Annotated in this window: 26 protein-coding genes; 9 read left to right on the plus strand and 17 right to left on the minus strand. The window is 70.5% G+C overall.

Features of this window, described 5'->3' with window-relative positions:
* Position 1: 1 nt before the first annotated feature.
* The gene (locus DO944_RS05825) at positions 2–586 is read right to left on the minus strand and encodes a TetR/AcrR family transcriptional regulator (protein ID WP_112615613.1); all 585 of its coding nucleotides are present in this window, start codon (positions 584–586) and stop codon (positions 2–4) included.
* A 7-nt stretch (positions 587–593) separates the two neighbouring features.
* Positions 594–1,133 carry a hypothetical protein gene (locus tag DO944_RS05830; RefSeq protein WP_112615615.1) on the minus strand — a complete coding sequence of 180 codons (540 nt, stop codon included), beginning with the start codon at positions 1,131–1,133 and terminating at the stop codon, positions 594–596.
* 109 nt (positions 1,134–1,242) lie between these two features.
* Here DO944_RS05830 and DO944_RS05835 point away from each other — a divergent pair, with 109 nt between their 5' ends.
* Positions 1,243–2,541: a PP2C family protein-serine/threonine phosphatase gene (locus DO944_RS05835; RefSeq protein ID WP_146752011.1), complete on the plus strand. Its 1,299-nt coding sequence runs from the start codon at positions 1,243–1,245 to the stop codon at positions 2,539–2,541.
* A 15-nt stretch (positions 2,542–2,556) separates the two neighbouring features.
* On the opposite strand, the gene DO944_RS05840 is transcribed toward DO944_RS05835, so the two are convergent.
* Complete coding sequence (locus DO944_RS05840; RefSeq protein WP_112615619.1) at positions 2,557–3,570, minus strand: glycoside hydrolase family 6 protein; 1,014 nt, start codon at positions 3,568–3,570, stop codon at positions 2,557–2,559.
* A gap of 52 nt (positions 3,571–3,622) precedes the next feature.
* A complete protein-coding gene (locus tag DO944_RS05845) occupies positions 3,623–4,363 on the minus strand; it encodes an alpha/beta fold hydrolase (protein WP_112615621.1) in 741 nt (246 codons plus the stop codon).
* A gap of 73 nt (positions 4,364–4,436) precedes the next feature.
* Here DO944_RS05845 and DO944_RS05850 point away from each other — a divergent pair, with 73 nt between their 5' ends.
* On the plus strand, positions 4,437–5,135 hold the full coding sequence (locus tag DO944_RS05850) for a YafY family protein (protein WP_112615623.1): 699 nt from the start codon (positions 4,437–4,439) through the stop codon (positions 5,133–5,135).
* 6 nt (positions 5,136–5,141) lie between these two features.
* Here the strand turns inward: DO944_RS05850 and DO944_RS05855 are convergent, their stop codons facing one another.
* The 7 genes from DO944_RS05855 to DO944_RS05885 all read right to left on the minus strand — a co-directional run bounded on the left by DO944_RS05855 (position 5,142) and on the right by DO944_RS05885 (position 12,533).
* Entirely contained in the window at positions 5,142–7,085 is a 1,944-nt protein-coding gene (locus DO944_RS05855; protein ID WP_112615625.1) for a YhgE/Pip domain-containing protein, read from the minus strand.
* Positions 7,082–7,747, minus strand: a complete 666-nt coding sequence (locus tag DO944_RS05860) for a hypothetical protein (protein ID WP_112615627.1) — start codon at positions 7,745–7,747, stop codon at positions 7,082–7,084. Before DO944_RS05860 ends, DO944_RS05855 begins: the two co-directional genes overlap by 4 nt.
* Positions 7,747–8,385, minus strand: coding sequence for a TetR/AcrR family transcriptional regulator (locus DO944_RS05865; protein WP_112615629.1), 639 nt, complete (start codon positions 8,383–8,385; stop codon positions 7,747–7,749). Before DO944_RS05865 ends, DO944_RS05860 begins: the two co-directional genes overlap by 1 nt.
* Before the next feature lie 58 nt (positions 8,386–8,443).
* A complete protein-coding gene (gene argG, locus DO944_RS05870) occupies positions 8,444–9,877 on the minus strand; it encodes an argininosuccinate synthase (protein WP_112615631.1) in 1,434 nt (477 codons plus the stop codon).
* A gap of 24 nt (positions 9,878–9,901) precedes the next feature.
* Positions 9,902–10,744, minus strand: a complete 843-nt coding sequence (locus DO944_RS05875) for a MetQ/NlpA family ABC transporter substrate-binding protein (protein ID WP_112615633.1) — start codon at positions 10,742–10,744, stop codon at positions 9,902–9,904.
* 62 nt (positions 10,745–10,806) lie between these two features.
* Entirely contained in the window at positions 10,807–11,550 is a 744-nt protein-coding gene (locus DO944_RS05880) for a methionine ABC transporter permease (protein WP_112615635.1), read from the minus strand.
* Positions 11,547–12,533: a methionine ABC transporter ATP-binding protein gene (locus tag DO944_RS05885; RefSeq protein WP_112615637.1), complete on the minus strand. Its 987-nt coding sequence runs from the start codon at positions 12,531–12,533 to the stop codon at positions 11,547–11,549. Before DO944_RS05885 ends, DO944_RS05880 begins: the two co-directional genes overlap by 4 nt.
* 273 nt (positions 12,534–12,806) lie before the next feature.
* Between DO944_RS05885 and DO944_RS05890 the strand changes: the two genes are divergently transcribed.
* The gene (locus DO944_RS05890) at positions 12,807–14,015 is read left to right on the plus strand and encodes an MFS transporter (protein WP_112615639.1); all 1,209 of its coding nucleotides are present in this window, start codon (positions 12,807–12,809) and stop codon (positions 14,013–14,015) included.
* A gap of 40 nt (positions 14,016–14,055) precedes the next feature.
* Here the strand turns inward: DO944_RS05890 and DO944_RS05895 are convergent, their stop codons facing one another.
* Together DO944_RS05895 and DO944_RS05900 are read right to left on the minus strand one after the other, a co-directional pair.
* Positions 14,056–14,928 (minus strand): helix-turn-helix transcriptional regulator, encoded by an 873-nt coding sequence (locus DO944_RS05895; protein WP_112615641.1) that lies wholly within the window; start codon positions 14,926–14,928, stop codon positions 14,056–14,058.
* A 135-nt stretch (positions 14,929–15,063) separates the two neighbouring features.
* Positions 15,064–15,732 carry a peptidylprolyl isomerase gene (locus DO944_RS05900; RefSeq protein WP_112615643.1) on the minus strand — a complete coding sequence of 223 codons (669 nt, stop codon included), beginning with the start codon at positions 15,730–15,732 and terminating at the stop codon, positions 15,064–15,066.
* 158 nt (positions 15,733–15,890) lie between these two features.
* On the opposite strand from DO944_RS05900, the gene DO944_RS05905 reads away from it, so the two are divergent.
* On the plus strand, positions 15,891–16,337 hold the full coding sequence (locus DO944_RS05905; RefSeq protein WP_112615645.1) for a hypothetical protein: 447 nt from the start codon (positions 15,891–15,893) through the stop codon (positions 16,335–16,337).
* On the opposite strand, the gene DO944_RS05910 is transcribed toward DO944_RS05905, so the two are convergent.
* Together DO944_RS05910 and DO944_RS05915 are read right to left on the minus strand one after the other, a co-directional pair.
* Positions 16,282–16,968 carry a phosphatase PAP2 family protein gene (locus DO944_RS05910; protein WP_181574165.1) on the minus strand — a complete coding sequence of 229 codons (687 nt, stop codon included), beginning with the start codon at positions 16,966–16,968 and terminating at the stop codon, positions 16,282–16,284. The genes DO944_RS05905 and DO944_RS05910 overlap by 56 nt on opposite strands.
* A gap of 81 nt (positions 16,969–17,049) precedes the next feature.
* Complete coding sequence (locus DO944_RS05915; RefSeq protein WP_112615649.1) at positions 17,050–17,733, minus strand: hypothetical protein; 684 nt, start codon at positions 17,731–17,733, stop codon at positions 17,050–17,052.
* Between the two features lie 165 nt (positions 17,734–17,898).
* Here DO944_RS05915 and DO944_RS05920 point away from each other — a divergent pair, with 165 nt between their 5' ends.
* Together DO944_RS05920 and DO944_RS05925 are read left to right on the plus strand one after the other, a co-directional pair.
* A complete protein-coding gene (locus DO944_RS05920) occupies positions 17,899–18,987 on the plus strand; it encodes a type I restriction endonuclease (RefSeq protein ID WP_112615651.1) in 1,089 nt (362 codons plus the stop codon).
* 320 nt (positions 18,988–19,307) lie between these two features.
* A complete protein-coding gene (locus DO944_RS05925) occupies positions 19,308–19,799 on the plus strand; it encodes an FBP domain-containing protein (protein WP_112615653.1) in 492 nt (163 codons plus the stop codon).
* A 67-nt stretch (positions 19,800–19,866) separates the two neighbouring features.
* Here DO944_RS05925 and DO944_RS05930 read toward each other — a convergent pair whose 3' ends face one another.
* A complete protein-coding gene (locus DO944_RS05930) occupies positions 19,867–20,133 on the minus strand; it encodes a helix-turn-helix transcriptional regulator (RefSeq protein WP_112616920.1) in 267 nt (88 codons plus the stop codon).
* A gap of 58 nt (positions 20,134–20,191) precedes the next feature.
* On the opposite strand from DO944_RS05930, the gene map reads away from it, so the two are divergent.
* Positions 20,192–20,962 carry a type I methionyl aminopeptidase gene (gene map / locus DO944_RS05935; RefSeq protein WP_112615655.1) on the plus strand — a complete coding sequence of 257 codons (771 nt, stop codon included), beginning with the start codon at positions 20,192–20,194 and terminating at the stop codon, positions 20,960–20,962.
* On the opposite strand, the gene DO944_RS05940 is transcribed toward map, so the two are convergent.
* Positions 20,946–21,662: a Pr6Pr family membrane protein gene (locus DO944_RS05940; protein ID WP_258524583.1), complete on the minus strand. Its 717-nt coding sequence runs from the start codon at positions 21,660–21,662 to the stop codon at positions 20,946–20,948. The genes map and DO944_RS05940 overlap by 17 nt on opposite strands.
* A 181-nt stretch (positions 21,663–21,843) precedes the next feature.
* On the opposite strand from DO944_RS05940, the gene DO944_RS05945 reads away from it, so the two are divergent.
* Together DO944_RS05945 and DO944_RS15865 are read left to right on the plus strand one after the other, a co-directional pair.
* Positions 21,844–22,584, plus strand: coding sequence for a GNAT family N-acetyltransferase (locus DO944_RS05945; RefSeq protein ID WP_112615657.1), 741 nt, complete (start codon positions 21,844–21,846; stop codon positions 22,582–22,584).
* Between the two features lie 108 nt (positions 22,585–22,692).
* On the plus strand, positions 22,693–23,692 hold a 1,000-nt coding region (locus DO944_RS15865; RefSeq protein ID WP_258524584.1), incomplete at its 3' end, for a 13E12 repeat family protein.

Here is a 23,692-nt window from a genome sequence, read left to right on the forward strand (position 1 = left end):
GCTAGCCGGCGAGCGAGTCGAGGTGACGGTCGAGCACCCGGTCGACATCGACGGCCGGGTCGGTCGACGACGTCCAGATGAGGTGCAGCGCCAGCCCGTCGAGGAGAGCGTGCAGGCGCTCCGTTTCGAGCACCGGATCGATGTCGGCGCCGAGACCTCCCGTCTCCCCGAGCTCGCTGATCACGGCCGCACAGACGCGATGGACGCCATCGTGCAGCTCGCGGGCGTGGCCCTGCAGGCCGTCGTCGGTGAGGGCGAGCCGGCTCAGCTGCAGCTGAACCAGGAGCTCGGTGCGCCGCGAATCGTCGAGCGGCAGCAGCTCGCGCATCCAGCGCATCGCGCGCTCGCGGCCCCGGCCGGTCACGGCGAGCAAGCGGGCCGTGACCTCCTGTTGGAGGCGCTCGAAGCAGAATCGGCGCAGCTCATCCTGCGTGGGGAACGCACGACGAAGGGATGCCGTCGCGATCCCAGCCTCGTCGGCCACCCGCCGCACCGACAGCGCTGCGATCCCGTCGCGGGCGAGCACTCGGAACGCGGCCGCGGCGATCTCGTCGTTGCGGTGGTCGTGGTCGATCAGGCGGGGCATCTCATCATCATCCCGCAGCGACCGGAGCGCGCTTGGGCCACACGGAGTAGCTGATCGCCCAGAGCAGGTCGATCCCGACGATCACCCCGAGGATGGGGAAGAACCCGAGCAGCTCCGAGGTGCGCTCGGCGTCGCCGACGAGCAGGATGAGCCCGCCGAGGATGGCAGCCGCGATCGCCGCGGCGAGCAGCGTGCGCGGCACATCCTTCCAGCAGGCGATCGCGTATGCGGAGCCGTACAGCGCCGGGCGCGGCGCCGCGCCCCGGAAACGCGTGGCGACCTTCGCATCGGCCCAGGCGATCATCCGATGTCCGTAGGCGACCGAGATGCCGATGTAGAGCGCCGCCAGGCCGTGGTGCCAAGAGGCAGTCCCACCGCGGAGGAGGTCGACCGCGACGAGGAGCAGCAGGATGAGGTCGATCAGCGGCGCGGCGAGGAGCAGCATCGCACCCAGGCGGGGTCGGTTGAGGCCGTAGCGGGCCACGAGGCCCGCGATGATCGCAACCCAGAATCCCACCTCGCAGGCGATGATGGCGGCCAGGATCATGGTCGAGTCCTCTCGATTCGGCGGATGGGGCGATGTTAGCACGTGCGTGTTAGCAAAACCGGTACTCCTTCGCCGCCCAGAGAGGCCGGAAGTCGTATTGACTGAAGACATGACGCACGCCCCGCCTGACGCCCGGGTCTCACCCGTCGAGACCACTCCCGTGGTCGTGGCGCCCGTACACCGGTCCTGGGAGAACCTCGCGCGGCAGGCCATCGTCGCGGCGTTCGTCGTCGGAGCGGCCATCGCGAGCGCCGCCGTGCCGTGGCTCCCTGTGACGGATGCGGCGAGGATGTGGCAGGGCGCGGCGCTCGCCGTCGTGCTCCTCGTCCTCGGCGCGCTCATGGCGCGCTGGCCGGCGCTGCGGCGTGCGGAGCTCGTCATCCCGATCGGTGACTTCATCGCGATCGGCCTGCTGCGGTTCGGCACGGGTGACACGCAATCGGTGTTCCTCGCGATCGTCGTCCTCCCCGTCATCTGGATCGCTGCCGGGCCGGGGCGCTGGCGCATCGTGCTCCCGCTCGTCGGTGTGTGCGTCACGCTGCTGCTGCCGCTGGTGCTCGCGCCCGACCAGGTGCTCACCGTGAGCGAGCTCGTTCGACTGATCATCGCCGTGCTCGTCTACGCGGCAGCGGGCGCCGTCGTGAACGAGCTGTCGCGCCGCTCGCTGCAGAAGCTCACGGCGTCGCAGTGGCACCGGCGTCTGGCCGAGGCCGAGGTGTCGCAGGCCGCCGTCGTCCAGCGGTCTCTGCAGCCGGTCGACGGGTCGGATCTGCCGGCGCGCTTCCGGGTGGCCGGCGCGTGCGTCCCGGCCCGCACCGTGGGCGGCGACTTCTACGACTGGTACGCCACCCCCGACGGCGGCACCGCCTTCACCCTCGGCGACGTCATGGGCAAGGGGGTCGGCCCCGGGATGATCGCCGCCGCCGTCCGCACCGTCATTCGCAGCAACGTCGACGATCCCGACCCCGCCGCTGCACTCCGCCGCGCCGCGGTCGGTCTCAACACCGGTCCGACCGACACGATCGGAGCCCAGTTCACGACGTGCTTCCACGCACGCATCAGCCCCGATGGGATGCTGCGGTGGGTCGATGCGGGTCACGGCCTCACCGTGATCCGTCGCGCGGACGGCACCAGCGAGTTCCTCCGCTCGGGCCACCTCCCGATCGGCGTCGGGACCAGCTGGACGAGTGATGAGCTCTCGTTGCGACCCGGTGACAGCGTCATCAGCGTCAGCGACGGAGTACTCGATCTGTTCGGCGGATCGCTCGACTCCATCGACCGCTATCGCGACTTCGTCAGCAGCCGGCCCGATATCGACACCGTCGTCAGCGAACTCGTCGCTCGCGCCTCAGGAAGCGAACAGGAGGATGACGCCACTGTCATCGCCGTGACCTGGGGCACGGCCTGATCGCCGGCGTCGGCCTCAGAGCGCGCGGTTGCGAACCAGCTCGAGGGCGGCCTGCTCGTACCAGCTGCCCGCCGCGGGCCCACCGTTGCAGGTGCCATCGCTCTCTCCCGGGCGTTTGATCCAGAGCAGGGCGTCGAGTCCGGAGCCGTCCGTGCCGACGCTCGGCGGCGTCCCCAGACCCACGCCGCTCGGGTTGCACCACGTGCCCTGCCACCCGCGACCGTTTCGCGACGTGTCGATGACGTATCGCGGGGCGCCGCCCAGCAGTGCTCGCAGGCGCTCTGCGTACCGCTGCTCGTCGGCGGTCGGCGAGAAGTTCGACACGTTCGTCGAGAACCCGCGGCCGTCGAGGACGCCGGCATCCCGCAGCCGCTGCGCCATCGTCTCGGGCGGCACCCAGTTCGCGTTCCCCGCATCGATGTAAGCCGCGACGCCGGCCGCGGTGAGGGCACGGACGGCGTCGCGGATCAGCGTCGCCCGGGGCCCCTGGCCCGCGCACTCGCCGAGCATCGACAGGGCGTCCGGCTCGACGATCACGGCGGATGCGGTGCCGCGCAGCGTCTGCGCGATGAGCCGTGCCCACTCCCCATAGCGTTCGACCGGCAGCCCGCCTTGCGAGTACGCGGAGCAGTCGCGGGCGGGGATCGCGTACATGACGAACGTCGCCACCTTGTTCTGTGCGGCCGCCGCGGCGGTCTCCGCCCGCAGCACCTGCACGAGCTCGGCATCGCTGTACCACTCCCCGAGCCAGGTGGCGGTGGGCATGCGCGCGATCACGTCGAAGGCATCGGCCACCGCCGTGCGTCCCTGAACTCGCGCGTCCGACGCCGCTTGGGCCGCAGCCGAATGGGTCGGCAGCGCGGCTCCGCGCGCGAGTGGGTTCGGGCCGGAGGCCGGGGCCACCGCTGGTCCGGCGCCGCGGCGCGCCTCCTCGTGCGCGCTCGCGGGCGCCGCATGCGCGACTCCGGCAGCGAACGCGAGAGCGAGCACCGCCGCGAGCGCCGATGAGATCCGTGGAACGCTGCGCATGATCGACCTCCTTGCAACGGTTCCCCGAGACTACCGGGATGCCGCGCGCTCGTCAGCGGCCTCGCGCGACCTCCGCCCGGATGATGTCGGCGAGCTCGCGCGGCCTGCTCCACATCGGCCAGTGGCCCGTGGGGAGGTCGACGAGGTCGACGTCCCGAAGCCGGGTGACCTCGGCGAACATGGGATGACCGCTGTCGGCCATCCGCATGACCTGCTCGCCGGAGATCGAGCAGCACACCAGGGTGGTCGGCACGGCGTAGCGGGCGCCATCGGTGAGGATCACTGGTTCCCGCACCACGGGTGCCGGTTCGGCGACCGCCCGAGCTCGGAACCGCGCCAGGACCTCGGGCTCGATGCCGTCGAGGCTCGCCTGCTGTGCGAGCTCGTCGAACGGCGGCAACGGCAGCTCCGAGAGGGCTTCCGGGAGTCCCGGAGCGAACGCGGCACCGCTCGCCATCGGGCCGGAATCCACCCACACCACGCGTCGGACGAGTTCCGGATATCGGTCGAGGAGAATGCTCACCGGGCCGTTGGCGCCGCTGTGCGCGACGACGACGGCAGGATCGTCCGGCGACGCTCCGAGCTCGTCGAGCGTGTCGCGGATCGCGCCGACCTGATCCTCGAGCGTGCGCGTCGCGTGCTCGGGGTCGTCGGCGTCGAGGCCCGGCAGGGTGAGCGCTCGTGCACGCGCGTCGACGGGTGAGAGATGGGCGACGACATCGTCCCACGCCCAGGCACCCAACCAGTGGCCGGGAATGAGGACGAGCGGGGGAGGGGTGAGCTGATCGGTCATAAGACCAGCATCCGCCGGGCGTTGGACAGCAGTGTGTCATCATTTCTGTCATGAATTCATCGGGGCGTCGACGATGAAGCGCGCGGAGCGCCTGCACGCCCTCGCCGAGACGCTGCGGCGCAGCGGCTCGCGCGGTTTGTCGGCCGAGCGTCTGGCGCGTGAGTTCGAGGTGTCGGTCCGCACGGTCAAGCGCGACCTCGATGCGCTCGAACGCAGCGGTGCGCCGATCTGGTCGCGGCCCGGTCCGGGCGGCGGCTACGGCCTCGTCGCCGGGTCCTCGCTCCCGCCCGTCAGCCTGTCGCCCTCTCAGGCGGTGGCGCTGATGGCGGCTGTCGCCGCTGCGCCGGATGCGCCCTACGCCGACCTCGCGTCGGCCGCGGTGCGCAAGATCGTCGACGTGCTCGATCCCCGGACGCGGGAGCGCGCGGTCGACCTCGCCGGACGCGTGTGGGTCGACGGGGCGCCCGCGGCTTCGCGAGCCGTCCGCTCAGCGCTCGAGGAGGCGATGCTCGAGCAGCGCGTCGTCCGCATCCGCTACACAGCCGAGAGCGGCGCCACCACCACGCGCGACGTCGAGCCGGTGCTGTTCGCGTCGAACGGCGGTCGGTGGTACCTCATCGGATGGTGTCGACTGCGCGACGCGATGCGGTGGTTCGCGGTCGATCGCGTCGAGCGGGCGCACGTCACGGCGGCGGGGTGCGAGGGCCACAGCGTCGCAGAGGTCGGGCAGCCGCCGGAGCACGCGCGACCGGTCGACGGGGCGCGGGCCTAGCGACGATCAGCCGATGAGGCTCGGCTGCAGGTCGCGCAGCGTCCGGCCGTGCGTCATCCGGGCCACGCCGATCGCGGCGAGGATGAGTGCTCCGGCCATCCACGTGAACAGCACCGCGAGGTCGAGGCTGACCCGGCTCAGGTCGCCCCCGTACATCCACTGCCGCATGCCGTCGACGACGTAACCCATCGGCAGAACGTGGTGCAGGGCGGCGAGCGGCGCCGGGAGCGTCTGCCAGGGGAAGGTCCCGCCCGCGGTGACGAGCTGCAGCACCATCAGCACGAGGCCGATGAACTGACCGACCGACCCCAGCCACACGTTGAGCGCGAGGATGATCGCGGCGTACGTGAACGACGCGGTGATCAGCATCCCGAGCGTGCCGACGGGGCTCGAGAAGTTGAACCCGAGCGCGATAGAGAGCACCCCGAAGAGGACGATCATGCCGATCCCGCCCAGCATCGCGGGTGTCAGCCAGCCGGCGAGGGTCACGCGCAGGGGTGAGCGCAGCGCGGTCACGGCGCGGCGCGAGACCGGCTTGACGATGAGGAACAGGGCGTAGATGCCGATCCATCCGGCCAGGGCGGCGAAGAAGGGCGCCAGGCCGGCACCGTAGTCACCGGCCTTCGCGAGGTTGCCGGAGTCGACCGCCACCGGGTCGGCGATCGTCTGCGCCTGCTGGTCGCGCAGCTCGGGAGTAGAGACGGGCAGCTGGGCCACGCCGGAGCTCAGCCCGTCGCGCAGGGTGACGAGCCCGCCGTCGAGCGTCCCGAGTCCCGAGGCGAGCTGACGGGCGCCCTCGTCGAGCTGAGCGGCGCCGGTCGCGGCCTCGTCCGTCGCCGACGCGAGCTGGCCGGCACCCGACGACACGGATGCCGCACCGTCGGCGGCCTGCGCAGCACCGGTGGCGAGCTGTGCGGCGCCCGAGCTGACCTGGGCCGCCCCCGCGGCGAGGCGGTCGATCTGACCCGTCGCCTCGTCGACGCGCGTCGCGCCCGACTGCAGACGGTCGCCGATGGGATCGAGGCGGGCGAGGACCTCCGCGATCTGCGTCTGATCGAGACCTCCGTCGGCGAGCAGCGCGGCGATGTCTGTGCGCACCTGCGGCAGCTGACCCGCCGCATCGTCGACGGCTGCGCGAACGCGGTCGGCGTAGCCCGCGAGCTCGGCCGTGCCGTCGGAAACCTGGGCTGCGCCGGACGCCAGGTCTGACGAGCCCTGAGCCAGCGTGCGGGTGCCGTCGGCGAGCTGCGACGCGCCGCCGGCGAGCTGGTTCGCACCGTCGCGCAGCTGCACGGCACCGCTCGACAGCCGCCCGGTTCCGTCGGCGAGCTGGTTGGCGCCGTCGAGCGCCTGACCTGCCCCGTCGACGAGCTGGTTCGCCCCGTCGGTGGCGTTCTGCAACTGCACGCGGATGTCGGCGATGCCCGTGAGCAGCCGCGATGCCGCCTCCCGTCCGACGAGTTCGGCGACGGAGGAGCGGATCCGCTCGACCGCCTGCGAGCCGATCGACGAAGCGAGGTAGTTGTTCGCGTCATTGGTGGCGAGCACGAGCGTCGCCTGGCGGGGCTCGTCGCCTGCGGCGCTGGTCAGGGCGAGCGAGAAGTCCTCGGGGATGGTCACCGAGAAGTCGACATCGCCGGTACGCAGCGCCTCCTGAGCCTCGGCGGCGGTCATGTCCTTCCAGCCGAAGGCCCGGCCCTCGACGAGCTTGTCGGTGACGTCGGACCCGTAGTTGACCGTGCCGTTGCCGTCGCTCTTGGGCGCCCCCGAGTCGAGATCGACGAGCGCTACCGGGATGTCGGCGAACTTCCCGTACGGGTCCTGGTTGGCCCACAGGTACAGGCCGCCGTAGAGGACGGGGACGAGCATGAGCGCGATGAGCGCGACCACCGACATCCGGGTGGCCGTCAGCCGTCGCAGTTCGGCGGTGATGAGGGCGGGGATCTTCATCGGGAGGCCTTCGGACGGGTGCCGCGCAGCCGGATGCCGCTGGGCACCAGGCGTCGATGCGGCGCGAGGGGATCGGTTTCGGTGAGGAGCGTCGCAGCGGCCTGGCCGGCGATCACGAGCACCGCGAGGCCGCGTCCCGCGAACTCCCGGGCGAGGGTCCACCAGTCGTGCGGATCGCCGCCGTGGCGGTCGGGGGAGACGAGCACGATGCCCTCGACGCCCGGCCGCAGGACCGCCAGCTCGAGCAGCATCCGGATGCGGTCGGTCGCGGGCACGTCCCCGATGGGGACGCGCGAGTACGAGCGCAGATCGTGCTCGTCGAGCCACCGCCGCGCGGAGATCGGGTCGGCGAGGCGGCCCGCGAACATCAGCTCCTCGCTGACGACGCCGACCGTGGAGATGTTCGGGGGCGGGTCGCTCACGTCCGGCGCATCGATCAGTGCGGTCTTGTGCCGCAGCGTGCGCGAGGCGCGGGCGCCGTCGAGCAGGACGGTGCCGCCGTCGGGCCGCATCCGTCCGCTCGCGATGAGGCCCAGGACGGTCGGGCGCTGCTCCGTCTCGGCGATCGCGAGGGTGGCACGGCCGGTGCGGAACGACAGGGTCGTGGGCGGCAGAGCGAGGTCTTTTCGGCCCTTCGCCACGGCACGCAGCTCGACGCGCATCAGGAGACCGCCCCCACGACATCGGGGTGCGAGTCGATGAGTGCGGCGGCGTCGCGCCACGAGAGTCCCGCGATCGAGAGGACCGCGCGCACGACGAGCGACCGTGCCTCGGGTGAGGACGCGTCGAGCCGGACGATGACGGTGCGCGCGGTCTCCTCGATGAGACGAGCGAGGGTCGGTGCGGCGACATCCGTCCGCAGCGCGCCCTCGTCCTGCCCGCGGCGCACCAGGTTCATCAGCGCGCGGCGAAGCGGGGCGAGGGCGGCGGCGGAGTCTTCGACGTGCCGCTCATCGAGGGCGACGGCGGCGGCCACCTGCACGTGGGATGCCTCGCCCCAGAGCCGACCGGTCAGGCGGGCCAGCGCGACCGGAACCGGCTCGGTGTCGAGTCGCAGCTCGGGGTCTGTGGCGATGGCGTTGAAACGCTGGGCGCCCGACGCGACGAGCTCGCGCACGAGCGCGTCACGGTCGTCGAAGTGACCGTAGAGGGCGCGGCGGCTGAGCCCGGCGGCGCGGGCGATCGCGTCGACGGACGCGCTCGGGTCGAGCGCGAGCGTGCGCGCGGCGGCGGAGAGCAGGCCGGCGCGATTGGCGGCGGCATCCTTCCGCGGACGACGGGGGGAGACGGTGTCGGTCACCCGTCGATGATACGAACTTGCACACACATGTGCAAGTTAGAAGAACGCGTGCTGCGGGTCAGTCGGCGCCGAAGTCGAACGACGCGGACTCGCCCGCGGCATCCACCCGCTCGGCGAGATCCTGATCGGTCGATTCGACGTTTCCGGTGATCTCGGCCGCCCCGCCGCGCTCGAGGTCGCCCACGAGCTCGGCCGTCGGGCCGCCGATGAGGCCGATGCCCGCGTAGTGCTCCAGGCGCGAGCGCGAGTCGGCGATGTCGAGGTTACGCATCGTGAGCTGACCGATGCGGTCGGTGGGACCGAAGGCCGAGTCGCCGACACGCTCCATCGAGAGCTTCTCGGGCGAGTACGACAGGTTGCGGCTCTCGGTGTTCAGGATCGTGTAGTCCTCGCCGCGGCGCAGGCGCAGCGTGACCGTTCCACTGATTGCCGAGCCCACCCAGCGCTGGATCGACTCGCGCAGCATGAACGACTGCGGCTCGAGCCAGCGGCCCTCGTACATCAGGCGCCCGAGGCGGCGACCCTGCTCGTGGTAGGTCGCGAGGGTGTCCTCGTTCAGGATGCCGTTGACGAGGCGCTCGTACGCGATGAACAGCAGCGCCATGCCCGGCGCCTCGTAGATGCCGCGGCTCTTGGCCTCGATGATGCGGTTCTCGATCTGGTCGCTCATACCGAGACCGTGGCGGCCGCCGATCGCGTTCGCCTCCATGACGAGCTGGACGATGTCGGAGTACTCGACGCCGTTGACGGCGACGGGGCGTCCCGCTTCGAACGTGACCGAGACGTCCTCGGTCTCGATCTCGACCGCAGGATCCCAGAAGCGCACGCCCATGATGGGCTCGACGATCTCGAGCGAGACGTCGAGGTGCTCGAGGGTCTTGGCCTCGTGCGTCGCGCCCCAGATGTTGGCGTCGGTCGAGTAGGCCTTCTCGACCGAGTCGCGGTACGGGAAGCCGTGCGCGACGAGCCACTCGCTCATCTCGGTGCGGCCGCCCAGCTCGGTGACGAAGTCGGCGTCGAGCCACGGCTTGTAGATGCGCAGGGCAGGGTTTGCGAGCAGGCCGTAGCGGTAGAACCGCTCGATGTCGTTGCCCTTGTAGGTGGAGCCGTCGCCCCAGATGTCGACGCCGTCCTCCTTCATGGCGCGCACGAGCATCGTTCCGGTGACGGCACGGCCGATCGGCGTGGTGTTGAAGTAGGTGCGGCCGGCCGAGCGGATGTGGAAGGCGCCGCACGAAAGGGCGACGAGGCCCTCCTCGACCATCATCGGCTTGCAGTCGATGAGGCGCGAGCCCTCCGCGCCGTACTGCAGCGCGCGGCCGGGAATCGAGGCGATGTCGTCCTCGTCGTACTGGCCGAGGTCGCCGGTGTAGGTGAACGGGACGGCGCCCTTGTCGCGCATCCACGCGACCGCGACGGAGGTGTCGAGACCCCCCGAGAAGGCGATGCCGACGCGTTCGCCGACGGGCAGGGACTGGAGGACCTTCGACATGGGGACAATCCTACTGAGCGGGGGTCAGTCCTTCGTGACGGGGACGACCAGGCCGCCCCAGGTCTCGTTCTCGAAGTCGGCGACCTCCGACGAGGTCAGCAGGTCGTAGAGCGCGACGATGCGGGGGTCGTCCTTCAGGTCGGGACGCGTCGCGAGCACGTTGTAGTACGGGCTGCCCTCGCCCTCGGTGAGGATCGCCTCGTCGGCGGTGAGACCCGCCGGAAGCGCGAAGCTGATCGTGACGAAGGCGGCGTCGACGTCGGGCACGGCCTGCGGCAGCGTCGCGTTCTCGATCTCCTGGAACCGGAAGTCGCGCGGGTTGTCGGTGATCCCGGTGAGGTCGGCGACGTCGTCGGAGACCTCGATCAGGCCCTCCTGCGCGAGGAGCTTGAGCGCGCGCCCCTCGTTCGTCGGGTCGTTCGGAATGGCGATCGTCGCGCCGTCCTTCAGGTCGTCGAGGCTGTCGACCTTGCTCGAGTAGAACGCGGCCGAGGGCAGGTACGCCTCGCCGACGCTGATGAGATCCGACCCGGTGTTGGTGTTGAAGTTCTCGAGGAAGGTCGAGTTCTGGAACAGGTTCGCGTCGATCGAGCCGTCGACGAGCGCGGTGTTGGGCGTGTTGTAGTCGGTGAAGGGCACGAACTCGATCGTGAGTCCGAGCTCGGCCGCGCCGTTCTCGGCGATGTGGTTCAGGATGTCGCCGGCGGGCGTCTGCAGCGCGCCGACCTTGAGCGTGCCGAGACCGTCGCCGTCGGCGCTGCCCGACTCGGATGCCGGCGAGCCGGCGCATCCGGCGAGCAGGAGGGCCGCCGAGGCTACGGCGGCGATGAGGAGCGGGGTGCGGGCGGTGCGGGCCGTGCGGGACATGAAGGGTTCCTCTCGGGATGACGGTGCGGGCGGTGCGTGGCTGGAGGGGGGGTGCGGGGGCGTCAGGCTGTGCCGCGGGCGTCGGCCCGCTGCATCCGTGCGCTCGGGGCGGCGGTGCGGCCGCGGGGCGAGCGGCGGGCGAGGCGCCGGGCGCCCCAGCTCGCCAGGCCCTGCAGCACCATGACGATCGCGAAGATCACGACGATGACGCTGACGATGTGGATCCAGCTGTACTGCTGGTAGCCGTAGCGGATCGCGACGTCTCCGAGACCGCCACCGGCGACGGTGCCCACCATCGCCGAGAAGTTGATGATCGAGGTGACGGTCGTCGAGAGGCCGAGCAGCATCGCGGGCGCGGCCTCGGGCAGCAGCACCTTCGTCACGAGCTGCCAGCGGCTCGCGCCCAGCGATGCGGCGACCTCGAGCAGGCCGTCATCGACTTCCTTGATCGCGATCTCGACCATGCGGGCGAAGAACGGAATGGCCACGACCGACAGGGGCACGATCGCCGCGGTCGGACCGATGAAGGTGCCGACGATGAGCCGGGTGAAGGGGATCAGCGCGACCATCAGGATGATGAACGGCACCGACCGGCCGAGGTTGACGATGAAGTCGAGCACGCGGTTGATGACGATGCCGACGCGGCGCGAGCCGAAGGGGGTCGCGAGGAAGCGCCCCTGCTCGGTGCCGACGAGCACCACGCCGAGCGGCAGGCCGACGACGATCGTCGCCAGCAGCGCGACGCCCACCATGTAGAGCGTCTGGCCGGTGGCGACCAGCAGCAGATTGAGCAGTTGCTCGTTCACGCGGCATCCCCTCCCTGCAGGACGTCGACGATGAGGCCCTGGCCGCGCAGGTCGGCGATGACGGCGGATGCCGCGGCCGCGGGCACCTCGAGACGGGTGCGGCCGGCCTGCGTGCCGGCGATCTGCTCGACGAGGGCGCCGAGCAGCGACACGTCGACGTCGTGGTCGCGGGCGATCCGCGCGATGACGGGACGGTCGGCCGTGCCGCCGGCGAACGTGATGTCGATGACCGTCGCGCTCGGGTCGGCTCCCGCGGGGATCGGCCCCAGCGGGAAGAGCTGCGAGGTCAGGCGCGAGCCCGGGGTGCGGATGACGTCGGTCAGGCGACCGCTCTCGACGACGCGGCCGTGCTCGATGAGCGCCGCCGAGTGGCACGTCGACTTCACGACATCCATCTCGTGCGTGATGAGGAGCACGGTGAGTCCGAGCTCGGCGTTGATGCGCCGGTAGAGGTCGAGGATCGAGGTCGTGGTCTCGGGGTCGAGGGCACTCGTCGCCTCGTCGGAGAGCAGCACGCTCGGGCCGCTCGCGAGGGCGCGGGCGATGCCGACGCGCTGCTGCTGCCCGCCCGACAGCTCGTGCACGGCGGCGTCTCCCCGATGACCGAGGCCGACGAGGTCGAGCATCTCCTGCGCGCGGTCGCGCCGCCGGGCCCGGGGGCTGCCGTCGAGCTCGAGGGCGAGCTCGACGTTGCCGCGCACCGAGCGGCTGCCGAGGAGGTTGAACCGCTGGAACACCATCCCGATGCGACGGCGTGCCGCGCGCAGGCTGTTCGCGTCGAGGGCGGTCAGATCCACCCCGTCGACGACCACTCGGCCTGTATCCGGCCGCTCGATGAGGTTGACCATGCGGGCGAGGGTGCTCTTGCCGGCGCCGGACTGGCCGACGATGCCGTAGATCTCCCCGGAAGGGATCTGCAGCGAGACGTCGTCGACGGCGGTCAATCCGCCGTACGTCTTCGATACGTGCTCGAGCGCGATCACGGTCGGGCCTTTCGGAGGTCTGCGCCGTCGGGTCGCCGGCGTAACCCCGAGTTTCCCGTCCTTCACGCGTCGCACCGAATTCCCGTTACCCCAGATGTCGCCGTCACTTGCCGACGCGCGAGCGCGCACCGTCGCCGCGAGCGCGTACCCCGCACGGTGCGTTTTGGCCGAGAGGGTGCGTTCTCGGCGGATGCCACGCGCGGCGGCCGGACGGTCGGATGCCGCGGACGTTCGGTCGGGCGCCGATTCGGCCGAGCCGGGAGCATCGGAAGCATGACCTCGACTGCATCCATTCCCCTGACCCGCGAGGACGCCGTGCCCATGAGATACGGCGGACTCATCGTCATCATGCTGATGGGCTTCCTCGTGGTCACCGCCGAGTTCCTGCCCAACGGAGTGCTCACCGAGATGGCCGCAGGCCTCGGGGTGACCCCCGGCCAGGCCGGCCAGACGGTGACGATCACGGCGCTCGCCGGACTCATCGCGGCCCCGACGATCGGCCTCATCTTCCCGCGCCTCGACCGCCGCGCGCTGCTCGTGTGGGCCGCGGCGGCGGCATCCGCCTCGAGCATCGTCGTCGCGCTCTCACCGCACCTGATCACGATCCTCATCGCGCGCTTCTTCCTCGGCGCCTCGATCAGCGCGTTCTGGTCGATGTCGATCACGGTCGCCGCGCGGCTCGCCGGGCCGGAACGCATCGGCCGGGCGATGATGTTCACCTCGGCCGGCGTGTCGCTCGCCACCGTCGCCGGTGTGCCGCTCGGTGTGCTCCTGAGCGAGATCCTCGACTGGCGCATCGCGTTCGCTGTCGTCGGAGCGGCGACCGCCGCCGTCGCGCTCGCTGTGCGCCTCGCCCTGCCCACGGTGCCCGCCGCTGCGGCGTCTAGTGTGCGGCTGCTCGTCGACTCGCTCCGGCGCACCGGGGTCGCGGCTGGCATGACCGGCCACGTGCTGGTCGTGCTCGGTCACTTCCTGGCGTACACCTACATCCGGCTGGCGCTGGAGCGGGTTCCGGATGTCGGCGCCGAGACGATCGTGCTGCTGCTCGCGGTGTTCGGGGCGGGAGGGCTCATCGGCAACCTCGTCATCGGGCTGCTCGTCGACCGGGCGTTCCGCGTCCTCGCCGTCACAGCGCCCATCGTCATCGCCGCGGCGATCGCGCTGCTCGTGCTGCTGCCCGGATCGATCCCGGTGGTCGTCCTCGCGGTGTTCGTGTGGGGCTTCTTCTTCGCGTCATGGCTCATCATCGTCAACACGTGGGTGGGCCACCGGATGCCGGACCGGCTCGAGGCCGGCGGAAGCCTGACGGTCGTCGGGTTCCAGCTCGCGATCGTGCTCGCGGCCGGCTTCGGCGGGCTGCTGGTCGATCTCGTCGGTGTCGTCGCGATCGACGTCGTCGCCCTCACGCTGCTCGCTGTCGGCGCGGTGCTGTTCGGGTGGGTCGTGCGGACGCACGAGGCCGACCGGATGCAGCACTCCTGACGAGGCGCCCCGCCGGTGACACGGTGGGCTGGCGGCGTCGTCAGTGCAACGACGGCGCCGCTGCCCGCGCGCGCCACAGCGACGGCGGCATCCCGGTGTGGCGGCGGAACGCCCGGCTGAAGCCCTCGTCGGAGCCGTACCCCAGGGCGCGCGACGTTTCCGAGACGGAGGCGCCCGACTCGAGCATGTCCTTGGCGTGCTGCATCCGGATGTCGGCGACGTAGCTCGCGGGCGAACGCCCGTATGCGCGTCGGAAGCGCGCGGCGAAGACCGTCCGCGACATGGCGCTGAGGCTCGCGAGCTGGTCGATGGTCCAGTCGTGGCCGGGCTCGGCTGCGACGGCCTCCGCGGCGCGGCGGAGGAACGGGTCGACGCTCGGGGCGGGCCAGGCCGAAGCGCCGCGGGAAGGCGCCGCCCACGCGCGGATGGCCGCCAGCAAGACGGTCTTGATCATCATCTGGCAGATGACCGCGTCTCCGGATCGCCCCGAGGGGGTGCCGGTGCCGAGGTGGCTGACGAGCGCAGCGGCCGCGGGCTCGATTTCGACGAAACCGTCGACGAAGACGAACGGCGGCAGCGGGGTCACTGCGGCGAGGGAGACGTCGGCAGGGACGACCGTCAGCTCTGCGCCCGACTGCGACGTCAGGGAGATCGGGCGGCAGCCGAGGCTCAAGAAGGCGTCGCCGGCGAGAAGCGTGCGCGGGCCCGTCGGCACCGCAGCGTCACCGGACGGCCCGGCGACGGTGCAGCTGGTGCCCGATGCCGGATCCCCGGTGATCTCGCCTGACAGTACGTAGACCAGCGTCGCGTCACCCGTGCCGAGCTGCAGCGATGCGCCCGGGGCGAGGCGTGCCCCGTGGGCCGTCCCCGGACGGATCTCGAGGGATGCCAGAGCCTGTTCGAGCGCGATCACGCTGTCCCCAACGCGGCGCCGTGCGGGCTCATTCCGTCGAGCGCGTGCGCGAGAACGCACCGTCACCGCGAGCACGTACCCCGCACGGTGCGTTTTCGCCGAGAGGGTGCGTTCTCGGCGGGCCGGCGCCCGGGCTCAGCCCAGCGAGACACCGGTGATCGTCACCGGGGTGGCGGGGGCGCCGTCGGGGGCACCGCCCTCGGCGCCGGCGGCAGCGACCTCGCGCACGATCGCGAGGCCCGCTTCGTCGAGCGTGCCGAAGACGGTGTACTTCGCGGGCAGCGGGGTGTCCTCGTACACGAGGAAGAACTGCGAGCCGTTCGTGTTCGGGCCGGCGTTGGCCATCGCGACCGTTCCGGCCGGGTAGGTCTCACTGCCGTCGAGCTCGTCGGCGAAGTTATATCCGGGGCCGCCGCGTCCGGTTCCCGACGGGTCGCCGCACTGCAGCACGAAGATGCCCGAGGTGGTGAGGCGGTGGCAGGGCGAGTCGTTGTAGTAGCCCTGCTCGGCGAGCGAGACGAAGCTGCCGACCGTGCACGGCGTGCGGTCGGCGTCGAGGGTCATGGGGATGTCGCCGGCCGACGTCTGCAGCACGGCCGAGACCTGGCCCGTCACCTCGGACTCGGCCGGCGGGAGCTCGACGTCGCGCACGCCGCCGGGAGCCTCGACGTAGGCGCAGGCGCCCTCCGGAACGGTCTCGGCGGTCGGCATGGTGTCGGGCTCGGCGGGCGTGGGCGACGATGCGCATCCGGCGAGAGCGAGAGCCGACAGGACGAGGAGGGCGGAACCGAGACGAGCACGCATGTTCAGAGCCTACGGTCTCGGATGCCGCCGGTCGGGTACCCGAATCGACGCGGTTCGCCGTCGCGAGCGAAGCCGGATGCCGGAACCTGGTCAGCACGCGCCGCGAGTGGCACGATCGGACCGTGATGCCCGCGCCGCGGGCCGCGGAAGGGGTGGCGATGGCTGACAGCACGGCGGGCGGTGCCGGATTCTCCGACGAGGAGAAGGCGGCGATGAAGCAGCGGGCCGAGGAGCTCCGCTCGACGAAGGGCCTGAAGGGCGCCGCGAAGCTCGCGAAAGAGCTCGAGGCCTGCATGGACGCGATCGACGCGCTCGAGGGGATCGACGGCGAGGTCGCCCGCATGGTCCACCGGATCGTGTCGGAGGAGGCATCCGACCTCGACCCGAAGACGTTCTACGGGTTCCCGGCCTATGCGCGCGCCGGGAAGGTCGTGATCTTCGTGCAGCCGAAGTCGAAGTTCGACACCCGCTACCCGACGCTCAACTTCGACGAGACGGCGACGCTCGACGACGGGTCGATGTGGCCGACGTCGTTCGCGATCGTCGAGGTCACTCCCCAGGTCGAGGGTCGCGTGCGGGAGCTAATCCGCTCCGCCGTCGACTGATCTCCGGCGCCGACCGCGTCGTCCGGGGTTCTCGCGTGACGGCGACCGCGACGATCGTCAGCAGCGCCGGCACGGCGAGACCCAGCAGAGCGCCGGCGGCGACATCGTGCAGGTAGTGCGCGCCCTCGAAGAGTCGACCCGAAAGCACGATGAGCGCTGCGCCAACGGCCGCCCACGTCGCCCACGTCCGGCGCGCCGCCACGGCGATGACCCAGACCGCGCCCATCGCGAGGACGGCGTGGTTCGAGGGGAAGGAGTAGTCGGTGGCGTCGCAGGCCGACAGCGCTGCCCAGCGGGTGCACGGGCGTGCCTGCATGAGGGCCACCTTGACCATCTCGCTGGTGGCGTAGGCGATGACGACTCCGCCCGCTGCGGCGATGGAGAGGATGCGGTGCCGTGACCCGCCTCGCAGCGCGACGGCCAACGCGACGACCGTGCCGACGGCGAGCAGCGACAGGAATACGTCCGAGAGGTACGCGGTCGCCGGAAGCGCGAGGCCCGCGGTCATCGCCCCGCGCGTCGCCAGGACGCTGAGACTGACGCCCCACCAGGGGATGAGCAGTGCGGCCGCCGCGATGACGGCGACAGCGGACACGGGGAGTATCGACGATCGGGGGATGGCGGTGCTCACCCCAGCGACGCTAGGAAGCGCGCGGCCGCGCGGCATCCGCTCTCAGGCGCACGCGCATCCTCCCCGAGGTGTATTCCTCGTTCAGGAGAGCAGCGCCTCTGCCCGCAGGGTCAGTGCGATCGCGACGAGTGTCGACAGCAGCCCCGAGGCGAGGAGCAGACCCGGATGCGCGAGGCCGATCACGATCTGACGTGTGCGCGGCGCGTCGGCGAGGAAGTGCTCCGGGATGCGGTGGCGCGTGGGCACGGCCGACCACCCGCGCAGTCGCACCAGGTAGCTCGCGTAGCGGATGATCAGCACGCAGTAGAGCAGCACGGTGACCGGAGGCACGATGCGGGCGAAGAGGTCACCGGCGGCGATCCAGGCCGCCTCGATGTCGGTGCCGCTCTCGTCGGCGAGCTGCACCGCGATCGCGCCGCCGATCACGACCGAGCCCAGCCAGAACACGAAGGCGCTGAAGAGCGCGAGGAACCGCGCGAAGAAATGGCTCAGGATCGACGGCTCGTACTCCAAGTGCGACCTCGGCGTCTGCGACAGGACGATGAGCGTCGCCACGAGGGGCGGGAGTGCCGCGGTGAGGGTGAGCGTTGCGCGCAGCCAATGCGGGCCGCCGAGCAGATCGCAGATGACGAGCAGGGCGACCACGGTGATCATCCACAGCAGGCCGAGGGCCGTGGGGTGGGAGGTCACGAAGGAGGGATGATGCTCCTCGAGGCGGGCGCTGGCGCGTTCGACGAGCCGTCGTCCCCGATCGTTCGTCGTCACGGGTGGATGCTATCGCCGGTGACCGGCCGGTGTGCAGTTCTGATGCCGCCGTACTACCCGCCACGGGACAGAGGGCGCGCAGATCGTCGCGGATACGCCCGGAACCGCACGGTCAGCCGTCGATCTAGATAAGGTCGCAGAAGATCAATCATCCTCGGGGGAACAGTGGAGTTTCAGGACCGTCTTTCCGCGCTCGCAAATAAGGTTTCGAATCAGGCGTCGCTCATCGGCACCGAAGAGGCTACGAAGAACGCGTTCGTTATGCCGTTCATCTCGTCGATCCTCGGCTACGACGTCTTTGATCCGCTGGAAGTCGTGCCGGAGTTCACGGCGGACGTCGGAATCAAGAAGGGCGAGAAGGTCGACTACGCCATCATGCGCGATGGCGAGGTCCAGATCCTCATCGAATGCAAAGCCTCCACCGGTGCGCCCAAGATCGAGCACGCTTCGCAGCTGTTCCGATACTTCGCGACGACGAACGCGCGGATCGCTGCGCTCACGAACGGCGTCATCTGGCAGTTCTTCACGGACCTCGATGCTCCGAACCGAATGGACGCGAAGCCGTTCCTCGTGCTGGACCTGCTCGACATCGATGACACTCTCATCCCCGAGGTCCAGAAGCTCAGTAAGGACAGCTTCGACCTCGAGTCGATCATCAACGCCGCTGAAGAGCTCAAGTACGTCGGAGCACTCAAGCGCGAGATCGCGGGCCAGTTCCGCGACCCGAGCGACGAGTGGATCAAGTTCTTCGCGCAACGTGTTTATGAGGGCTCCTACACCGCACGCGTTCGTGAGCAGTTCACCGCCCTGGTAACCAAGGCTGCGCGTCAGTTCCTCACGGAGAGTGTGAACGACCGGCTGAAGACGGCGCTTGGCGCTGGCGTGGCGGTCAAGGTGCCGGATCACGAGACCCCCGTCCCCACGAGCGAGGTCGCAGTTCAGGACGATCTGGATCGTGACACCGAGATAGAGACAACGCTCGAGGAACTGGAGGGTTACCAGATCGTCAAGGCGATCGCATGTGGTGAGACGAAGCCGCAGCGGGTCACCCATCGTGACGCGAAGAGCTACTTCGCCGTGCTGCTCGACGACAACAATCGGAAGCCCATCGCCCGACTCCATTTCAACTCGCGGCAGAAGTACATCGGTCTGCTGGATGCAGAAAAGGTTGAGACCCGTCATCCCATCAACGGTCTCGATGAGATCTATGAGTACGCGGATGCCATCCGAGAGGCTGTCGTTCGCTACCGGTGAGCTTGGGCTATCGCCGGTGACCGGCCGGTGTGCAGGGAGTAGCCTGGACGCGTGAGTACCGTCCGTCTGCCGATGCCCTCTGGGCGTGAGGGGGTCTCCGGCGCGCTCAGCGCCGGTGGCACAGGCGCGGCATCCTTCGTCCTCCTCGCCGGTTGATCCGGCGCGCGTCGCGTCGACCCATGTCCGCGACGCGCTCTCCCGGTCCCGGGCGACGACTCCGTCGTTCCGGGATGATCCGCTCACGACCGTCTGCTCGCAGCCCGTTCCGGGCGCCGGCGCGACGGTGGTGCGCGAACGCGTACTCAGACAGGACCCTTTCCATGTTCGCCCTCACCGCGAAAGCCATCCGCTCCTCGTTCATCAACGTCTCGCTCCGCGAGCGCAATTCGCTCGTCGTCCCCGCCGACCTCGGGGACGTCGACTGGTCTACCCGTGACTACTACGGGTGGCGCGACCCCAAGACTCCGCTGCTCGGGTTCATCGTCGCCGAGGTCGACGGCGAGGCCGTCGGCCTGCAGCTGCGTCAGGCAGATCAGGCCACGCGCACCCGCCCGCAATGCTCGTGGTGCTGCGATGTCACCCTCCCCAACGAGGTCGTCTTCTTCGCCGCGAAACGGGCGGGAAAGGCCGGTCGTGCCGGAAACACCGTCGGGACGCTCCTGTGCTCGGGGTTCGAGTGCTCGCGGAACGTCCGGCGCCTCGACCCGCCGCCCTACCTCGGGTTCGACGCGGCAGCGGCGCGCGATCGCCGCATCGCGACGCTGCGGGCCAACGTCGACGCGTTCTTCCGCGATCTGCGCGACGGCGCCTGAGCCGCCCCGCACCCGGCGTCCGGCTTCTCCTCAGCGAGGTGGGGCCGGGCGCCGGCTGTGTCGCTGATCAGGTCGTCGTCGAGGCGATGTCCGTGAGCAGCGCCTCGGCGGCCAGCGCGTCGAGCGACAGGCCGAGGCTCGCGGCGACGGCGGCGACGGTCGCGAACGACGGGGTCGCCAGCCGGCCGGTCTCGATCTTGCGCAGTGTCTCGGGTGATACGCCGGCGGCTGCGGCGACCTCCGTGATCGACCGGTCTCCCCGCGCTCGCCGGAGCTGGGCGCCCAGGCGATGGCCGCGCTCGACGGCTTCGGGCGTGAGCGCGCGACGAACCATCATGCGCTCATCGTAGCGGTATAGTTTGACCGGTATTTTTATACCGGAGGAGCGTACCATGATCGAGATCTTCACACCGCGCGAGGTCGATCGCGCCCGCGAGGCGGGGGCCATCGTCGGCGGCATCCTCCGCGATATCCGCTCGCGGGTGCAGGTGGGCACCAACCTCCTCGAGATCGACGAGTGGACGCGCGAGCTCATCGACGACAACGGTGCGACGTCCTGTTATGTCGACTACGCGCCGTCGTTCGGGCGGGGCCCCTTCGGGCACTACATCTGCACGGCGGTCAACGACGCCGTGCTGCACGGGATGCCGCACGACTACCGCCTCGCCGACGGGGACCTCCTCACGCTCGACCTCGCCGTCGCGAAGGGCGGCCTTGCGGCCGACGCCGCGATCAGCTTCGTCGTCGGGAATCGGCGCCCGGAGGGAGCGGCAGCCCTCATCGACGCGACCGAACGCGCCCTCGCCGCCGGCATCGAGGTCGCACGCGCGGGCAACCGGGTGGGCGATATCTCGCGCGCGATCGGCAATGTGCTCTCCGGTGCCGGATACTCCATCAACACCGAGTTCGGCGGGCACAGCATCGGGTCGGTGATGCACGGCGACCTGCACATCCCCAATACCGGGCGGCCGGGGCGGGGCTACATCCTGCGGCCGGGGCTGCTCATCGCGATCGAGCCGTGGGTCATGGAAGACACGAACGTGCTCGTGACCGACGCGGACGGGTGGACGCTCCGCAGCTCGACCGGATGCCTCACCGCCCACGCCGAGCACACGATCGCCATCACCGACGGAGCGGCCGAGATCCTCACCCTGCCGCGGTGACCTCCGTCGGCAGGACGCGGGCGCGGCGGCGGGTGACCCACACCGCTCCGAAGCCGACGGCGACGAAGCCGATCGCGATGACGACGACGTACGCCGCGACCGACCCCCATCCGCCAGGGCCGTTCGGATTCAGGAACGGGTAGGGGTACCAGTACGGCTCGCCCGTCGTGGGGTTCGTGACGAGCGGGCCTCGGACGAGCGTGTAGGCCACCCACAGCAGCGGGAACGCCACCACGACCCATACGACCTGCCAGCGAAGGGCGCGGCGCCGGGCGCCGATCAGCAGGTCGAGCACGAGGAAGATCGGGCCGATCAGGTGCAGCACCTCGTTCGACCATGGCACCGGCTCGGATCCCTGCGGGAGCGTGATCCCGCGCAGGAGTGCGTTGTAGACGACTCCGGTGATGACCATGTACGCCGTGGCGCAGGTGAGCGCGGCGGAGAGCCCGAGCGATGATTCCGGCCCGGCGCGGCCGATCAGTGCCCGGACACCCACCGTCGCGAGAACCACTGCCGCGATGACGTTCGAGAGGATCGTGAAGAAGCTGAAGAAGTTCGCGAACACGGTCGCGACGTCGCCGCCGGACTCGGCGGTTCGCGTCAGTGACACGGTCAGCTGGGTGCTGACGGCGGCGAGGATGACGACGGCCATCGCCAGCCGCAGGAGCGACCACACCGTCGCCTGCCTCGAGCTCTGCACGTGGGCACACTATCGCTCGATTGCCGTACGTGAACGCATGTGGCGGCGGTCCGGGATGTCGCGTCCGGTCACGGATAGCGTCGCGATGCGGCATCCGCGGGCATGGATCGGCGCATCGACGCGTTGGGTCCGACGGCGACCGCGGCGAAGGCAGCACGCGGCGCGCGAGAGGACGAACCCGATGACCATCACCACCCCTCCTGTTCTGGGCGGCTCCGACGTCCGCGATAACGCCGCATGGCATTCGCTGACCGGGGCGCACGCGCACCTCGCCATCGGCGACGACCTCGTCCGCCGGTATCCCGACGACGTGGCCGGCTTCGTGGGCGTGCGCACGTGGGAGGACCCTGCGGTGTGGGATTCGCTCACGACCGTGGTGGGTTCGGGCAATGAGTTCAGCATCAGTACGCCCGACCGTGCGGACGTTAGCGGTAGTGATGGTGCTGGGCCGGTGCTGCCTGAAGGCTGGGTGCGCACGTTCGGTGGCGCGGGAGTGCAGCTCGTCGAGACGGATCGCCTCCAGCCGCGACCGGACGACGAGGCGATCAAGCTCGGAGAGGCGGATGTCGCCGACATGCTCGCGCTCGTCGAACGCAACCGGCCCGGTCCCTTCCGGCCGCGCACCTACCTGCTCGGCCGGTACATCGGCATCCGGCGCGACGGCCGGCTGATCGCGATGGCCGGGGAGCGGCTGCAGCCGGGCGAATGGACCGAGATCAGCGCCGTCGCGACCGACGAGGCGTACCGGCGGCAGGGGCTCGCGTCGCGGCTGGTGCTGGATGTCGCGTTCCACATCCAGCAGCGGGGTGGCCGAGCGATGATGCATGCGGCCGCGTCGAACGTGAACGCGATCGCCGGCTACGAGAAGCTCGGCTTCGAGCTGCGGCAGCGGACGAACTTCACGGGCGTGCGCGTGCCCTGACCGGCGGTTCCCGGTCGGCGATTCCTCCCCAGGGGTGCGCTCTGACGAGTTTTGCAGTTCGTAGCTATGTTCGATGCCAGTGTCTGACCCCGCTGCCACAATGGGAACATGTCAGCGAACGCAGGTGGTGGCTCGGGCGGGGTGGAGGTCTCGCCGCACGGCCCCGCGATCGCGGCTTACGGCGAGGCGCTCGCGCTGATGCATGACGCGGATGTCGCTTCGGTGCGGGCTCTGGCCGAGCTGGGCCGGTCCGCGTTGCGTGAGGCGCGCCGTGATGGGGTTCGTGGGATGGCGTCGGACATGGAGCTGCGGTCGGTCGCAGCCGAAGCCGCAGGGCTTGCCCGGCGGACCGACCGGCGCCTGCAGGCCGACATCGACCATGCGCTGACGGTCGTCGACGACTACCCGACCGTGTTCTCAGCGTGGCAGGAGCGGCGGATCACCCGCGACCACGTCGACGCGGTCGTCAAAGCGGGGACCGGGCTGCCCGATGAGGTGCGGGGCGAGTTCGAGGTCGCGGCGATCGCGGTGTGCGAGCGCGACATCGCCACCCGGGTGAAACCGGCCCTGCGTGCCCTCGCGGAGAGACTCCATGAGCGCACGTTCACCGACCGGCACCGCGAAGCCGCCGCCGGACGGTGCGTGCGGGTCTCGCACGGGACGGACGGGATGTCGGATGTCATCGCGACCGTCCCGACCGTGATCGCGGTGGGCATGCTCGACCGGCTCACGCAGATGGGGCAGTCCGTCAAGGACGCCCGGACCGCGGGTGCGGCTGCGGATGCCGGGGCGGATGCCCTCAGGGCGGGCGAGTCCGCCGATACGCGAACCATGGACCAACTCCGAGCCGACATCCTCGGTGACCTCGTCCTCGGTGGGGCGCCCGTAGTTGACCCGACCTACGGGGCCGACCGGGCTGGTGGGCTCGGGGCGATCCGCGCGCGGGTTCAGGTGGCGGTCACCGCCGAGACGCTGATGGGTAAGGACGAGCACCCCGCCGAAGCCGTCGGGGCCGGGCTGATCGATGCCGATACGGCGCGTGAGCTCGCCGGGCAGGTGTCGGAGTGGGACCGGCTCTTCATCGACCCCGTCACCCGCACCCCGGTCG

The organism is Microbacterium sp. SMR1, assembly GCF_003289625.1.
Taxonomy (GTDB): domain Bacteria; phylum Actinomycetota; class Actinomycetes; order Actinomycetales; family Microbacteriaceae; genus Microbacterium; species Microbacterium plantarum.

Bases quoted from the DNA above. Each gene is read 5' to 3' on its own strand.
- DO944_RS05830 (WP_112615615.1), bottom strand. From the start codon at position 1,133: ATGATCCTGGCCGCCATCATCGCCTGCGAGGTGGGATTCTGGGTTGCG.
- DO944_RS05930 (WP_112616920.1), bottom strand. From the start codon at position 20,133: ATGGTTCGTCGCGCGCTCACGCCCGAAGCCGTCGAGCGCGGCCATCGC.
- DO944_RS05855 (WP_112615625.1), bottom strand. From the start codon at position 7,085: ATGAAGATCCCCGCCCTCATCACCGCCGAACTGCGACGGCTGACGGCC.
- DO944_RS05840 (WP_112615619.1), bottom strand. From the start codon at position 3,570: ATGCGCAGCGTTCCACGGATCTCATCGGCGCTCGCGGCGGTGCTCGCT.
- DO944_RS05850 (WP_112615623.1), top strand. From the start codon at position 4,437: ATGAAGCGCGCGGAGCGCCTGCACGCCCTCGCCGAGACGCTGCGGCGC.
- DO944_RS05890 (WP_112615639.1), top strand. From the start codon at position 12,807: ATGACCTCGACTGCATCCATTCCCCTGACCCGCGAGGACGCCGTGCCC.
- DO944_RS05825 (WP_112615613.1), bottom strand. From the start codon at position 586: ATGCCCCGCCTGATCGACCACGACCACCGCAACGACGAGATCGCCGCG.
- DO944_RS05905 (WP_112615645.1), top strand. From the start codon at position 15,891: ATGGCTGACAGCACGGCGGGCGGTGCCGGATTCTCCGACGAGGAGAAG.
- DO944_RS05925 (WP_112615653.1), top strand. From the start codon at position 19,308: ATGTTCGCCCTCACCGCGAAAGCCATCCGCTCCTCGTTCATCAACGTC.
- DO944_RS05845 (WP_112615621.1), bottom strand. From the start codon at position 4,363: ATGACCGATCAGCTCACCCCTCCCCCGCTCGTCCTCATTCCCGGCCAC.
- DO944_RS05945 (WP_112615657.1), top strand. From the start codon at position 21,844: ATGACCATCACCACCCCTCCTGTTCTGGGCGGCTCCGACGTCCGCGAT.
- DO944_RS05860 (WP_112615627.1), bottom strand. From the start codon at position 7,747: ATGCGCGTCGAGCTGCGTGCCGTGGCGAAGGGCCGAAAAGACCTCGCT.
- map (WP_112615655.1), top strand. From the start codon at position 20,192: ATGATCGAGATCTTCACACCGCGCGAGGTCGATCGCGCCCGCGAGGCG.
- argG (WP_112615631.1), bottom strand. From the start codon at position 9,877: ATGTCGAAGGTCCTCCAGTCCCTGCCCGTCGGCGAACGCGTCGGCATC.
- DO944_RS05835 (WP_146752011.1), top strand. From the start codon at position 1,243: ATGACGCACGCCCCGCCTGACGCCCGGGTCTCACCCGTCGAGACCACT.
- DO944_RS05875 (WP_112615633.1), bottom strand. From the start codon at position 10,744: ATGTCCCGCACGGCCCGCACCGCCCGCACCCCGCTCCTCATCGCCGCC.
- DO944_RS05900 (WP_112615643.1), bottom strand. From the start codon at position 15,732: ATGCGTGCTCGTCTCGGTTCCGCCCTCCTCGTCCTGTCGGCTCTCGCT.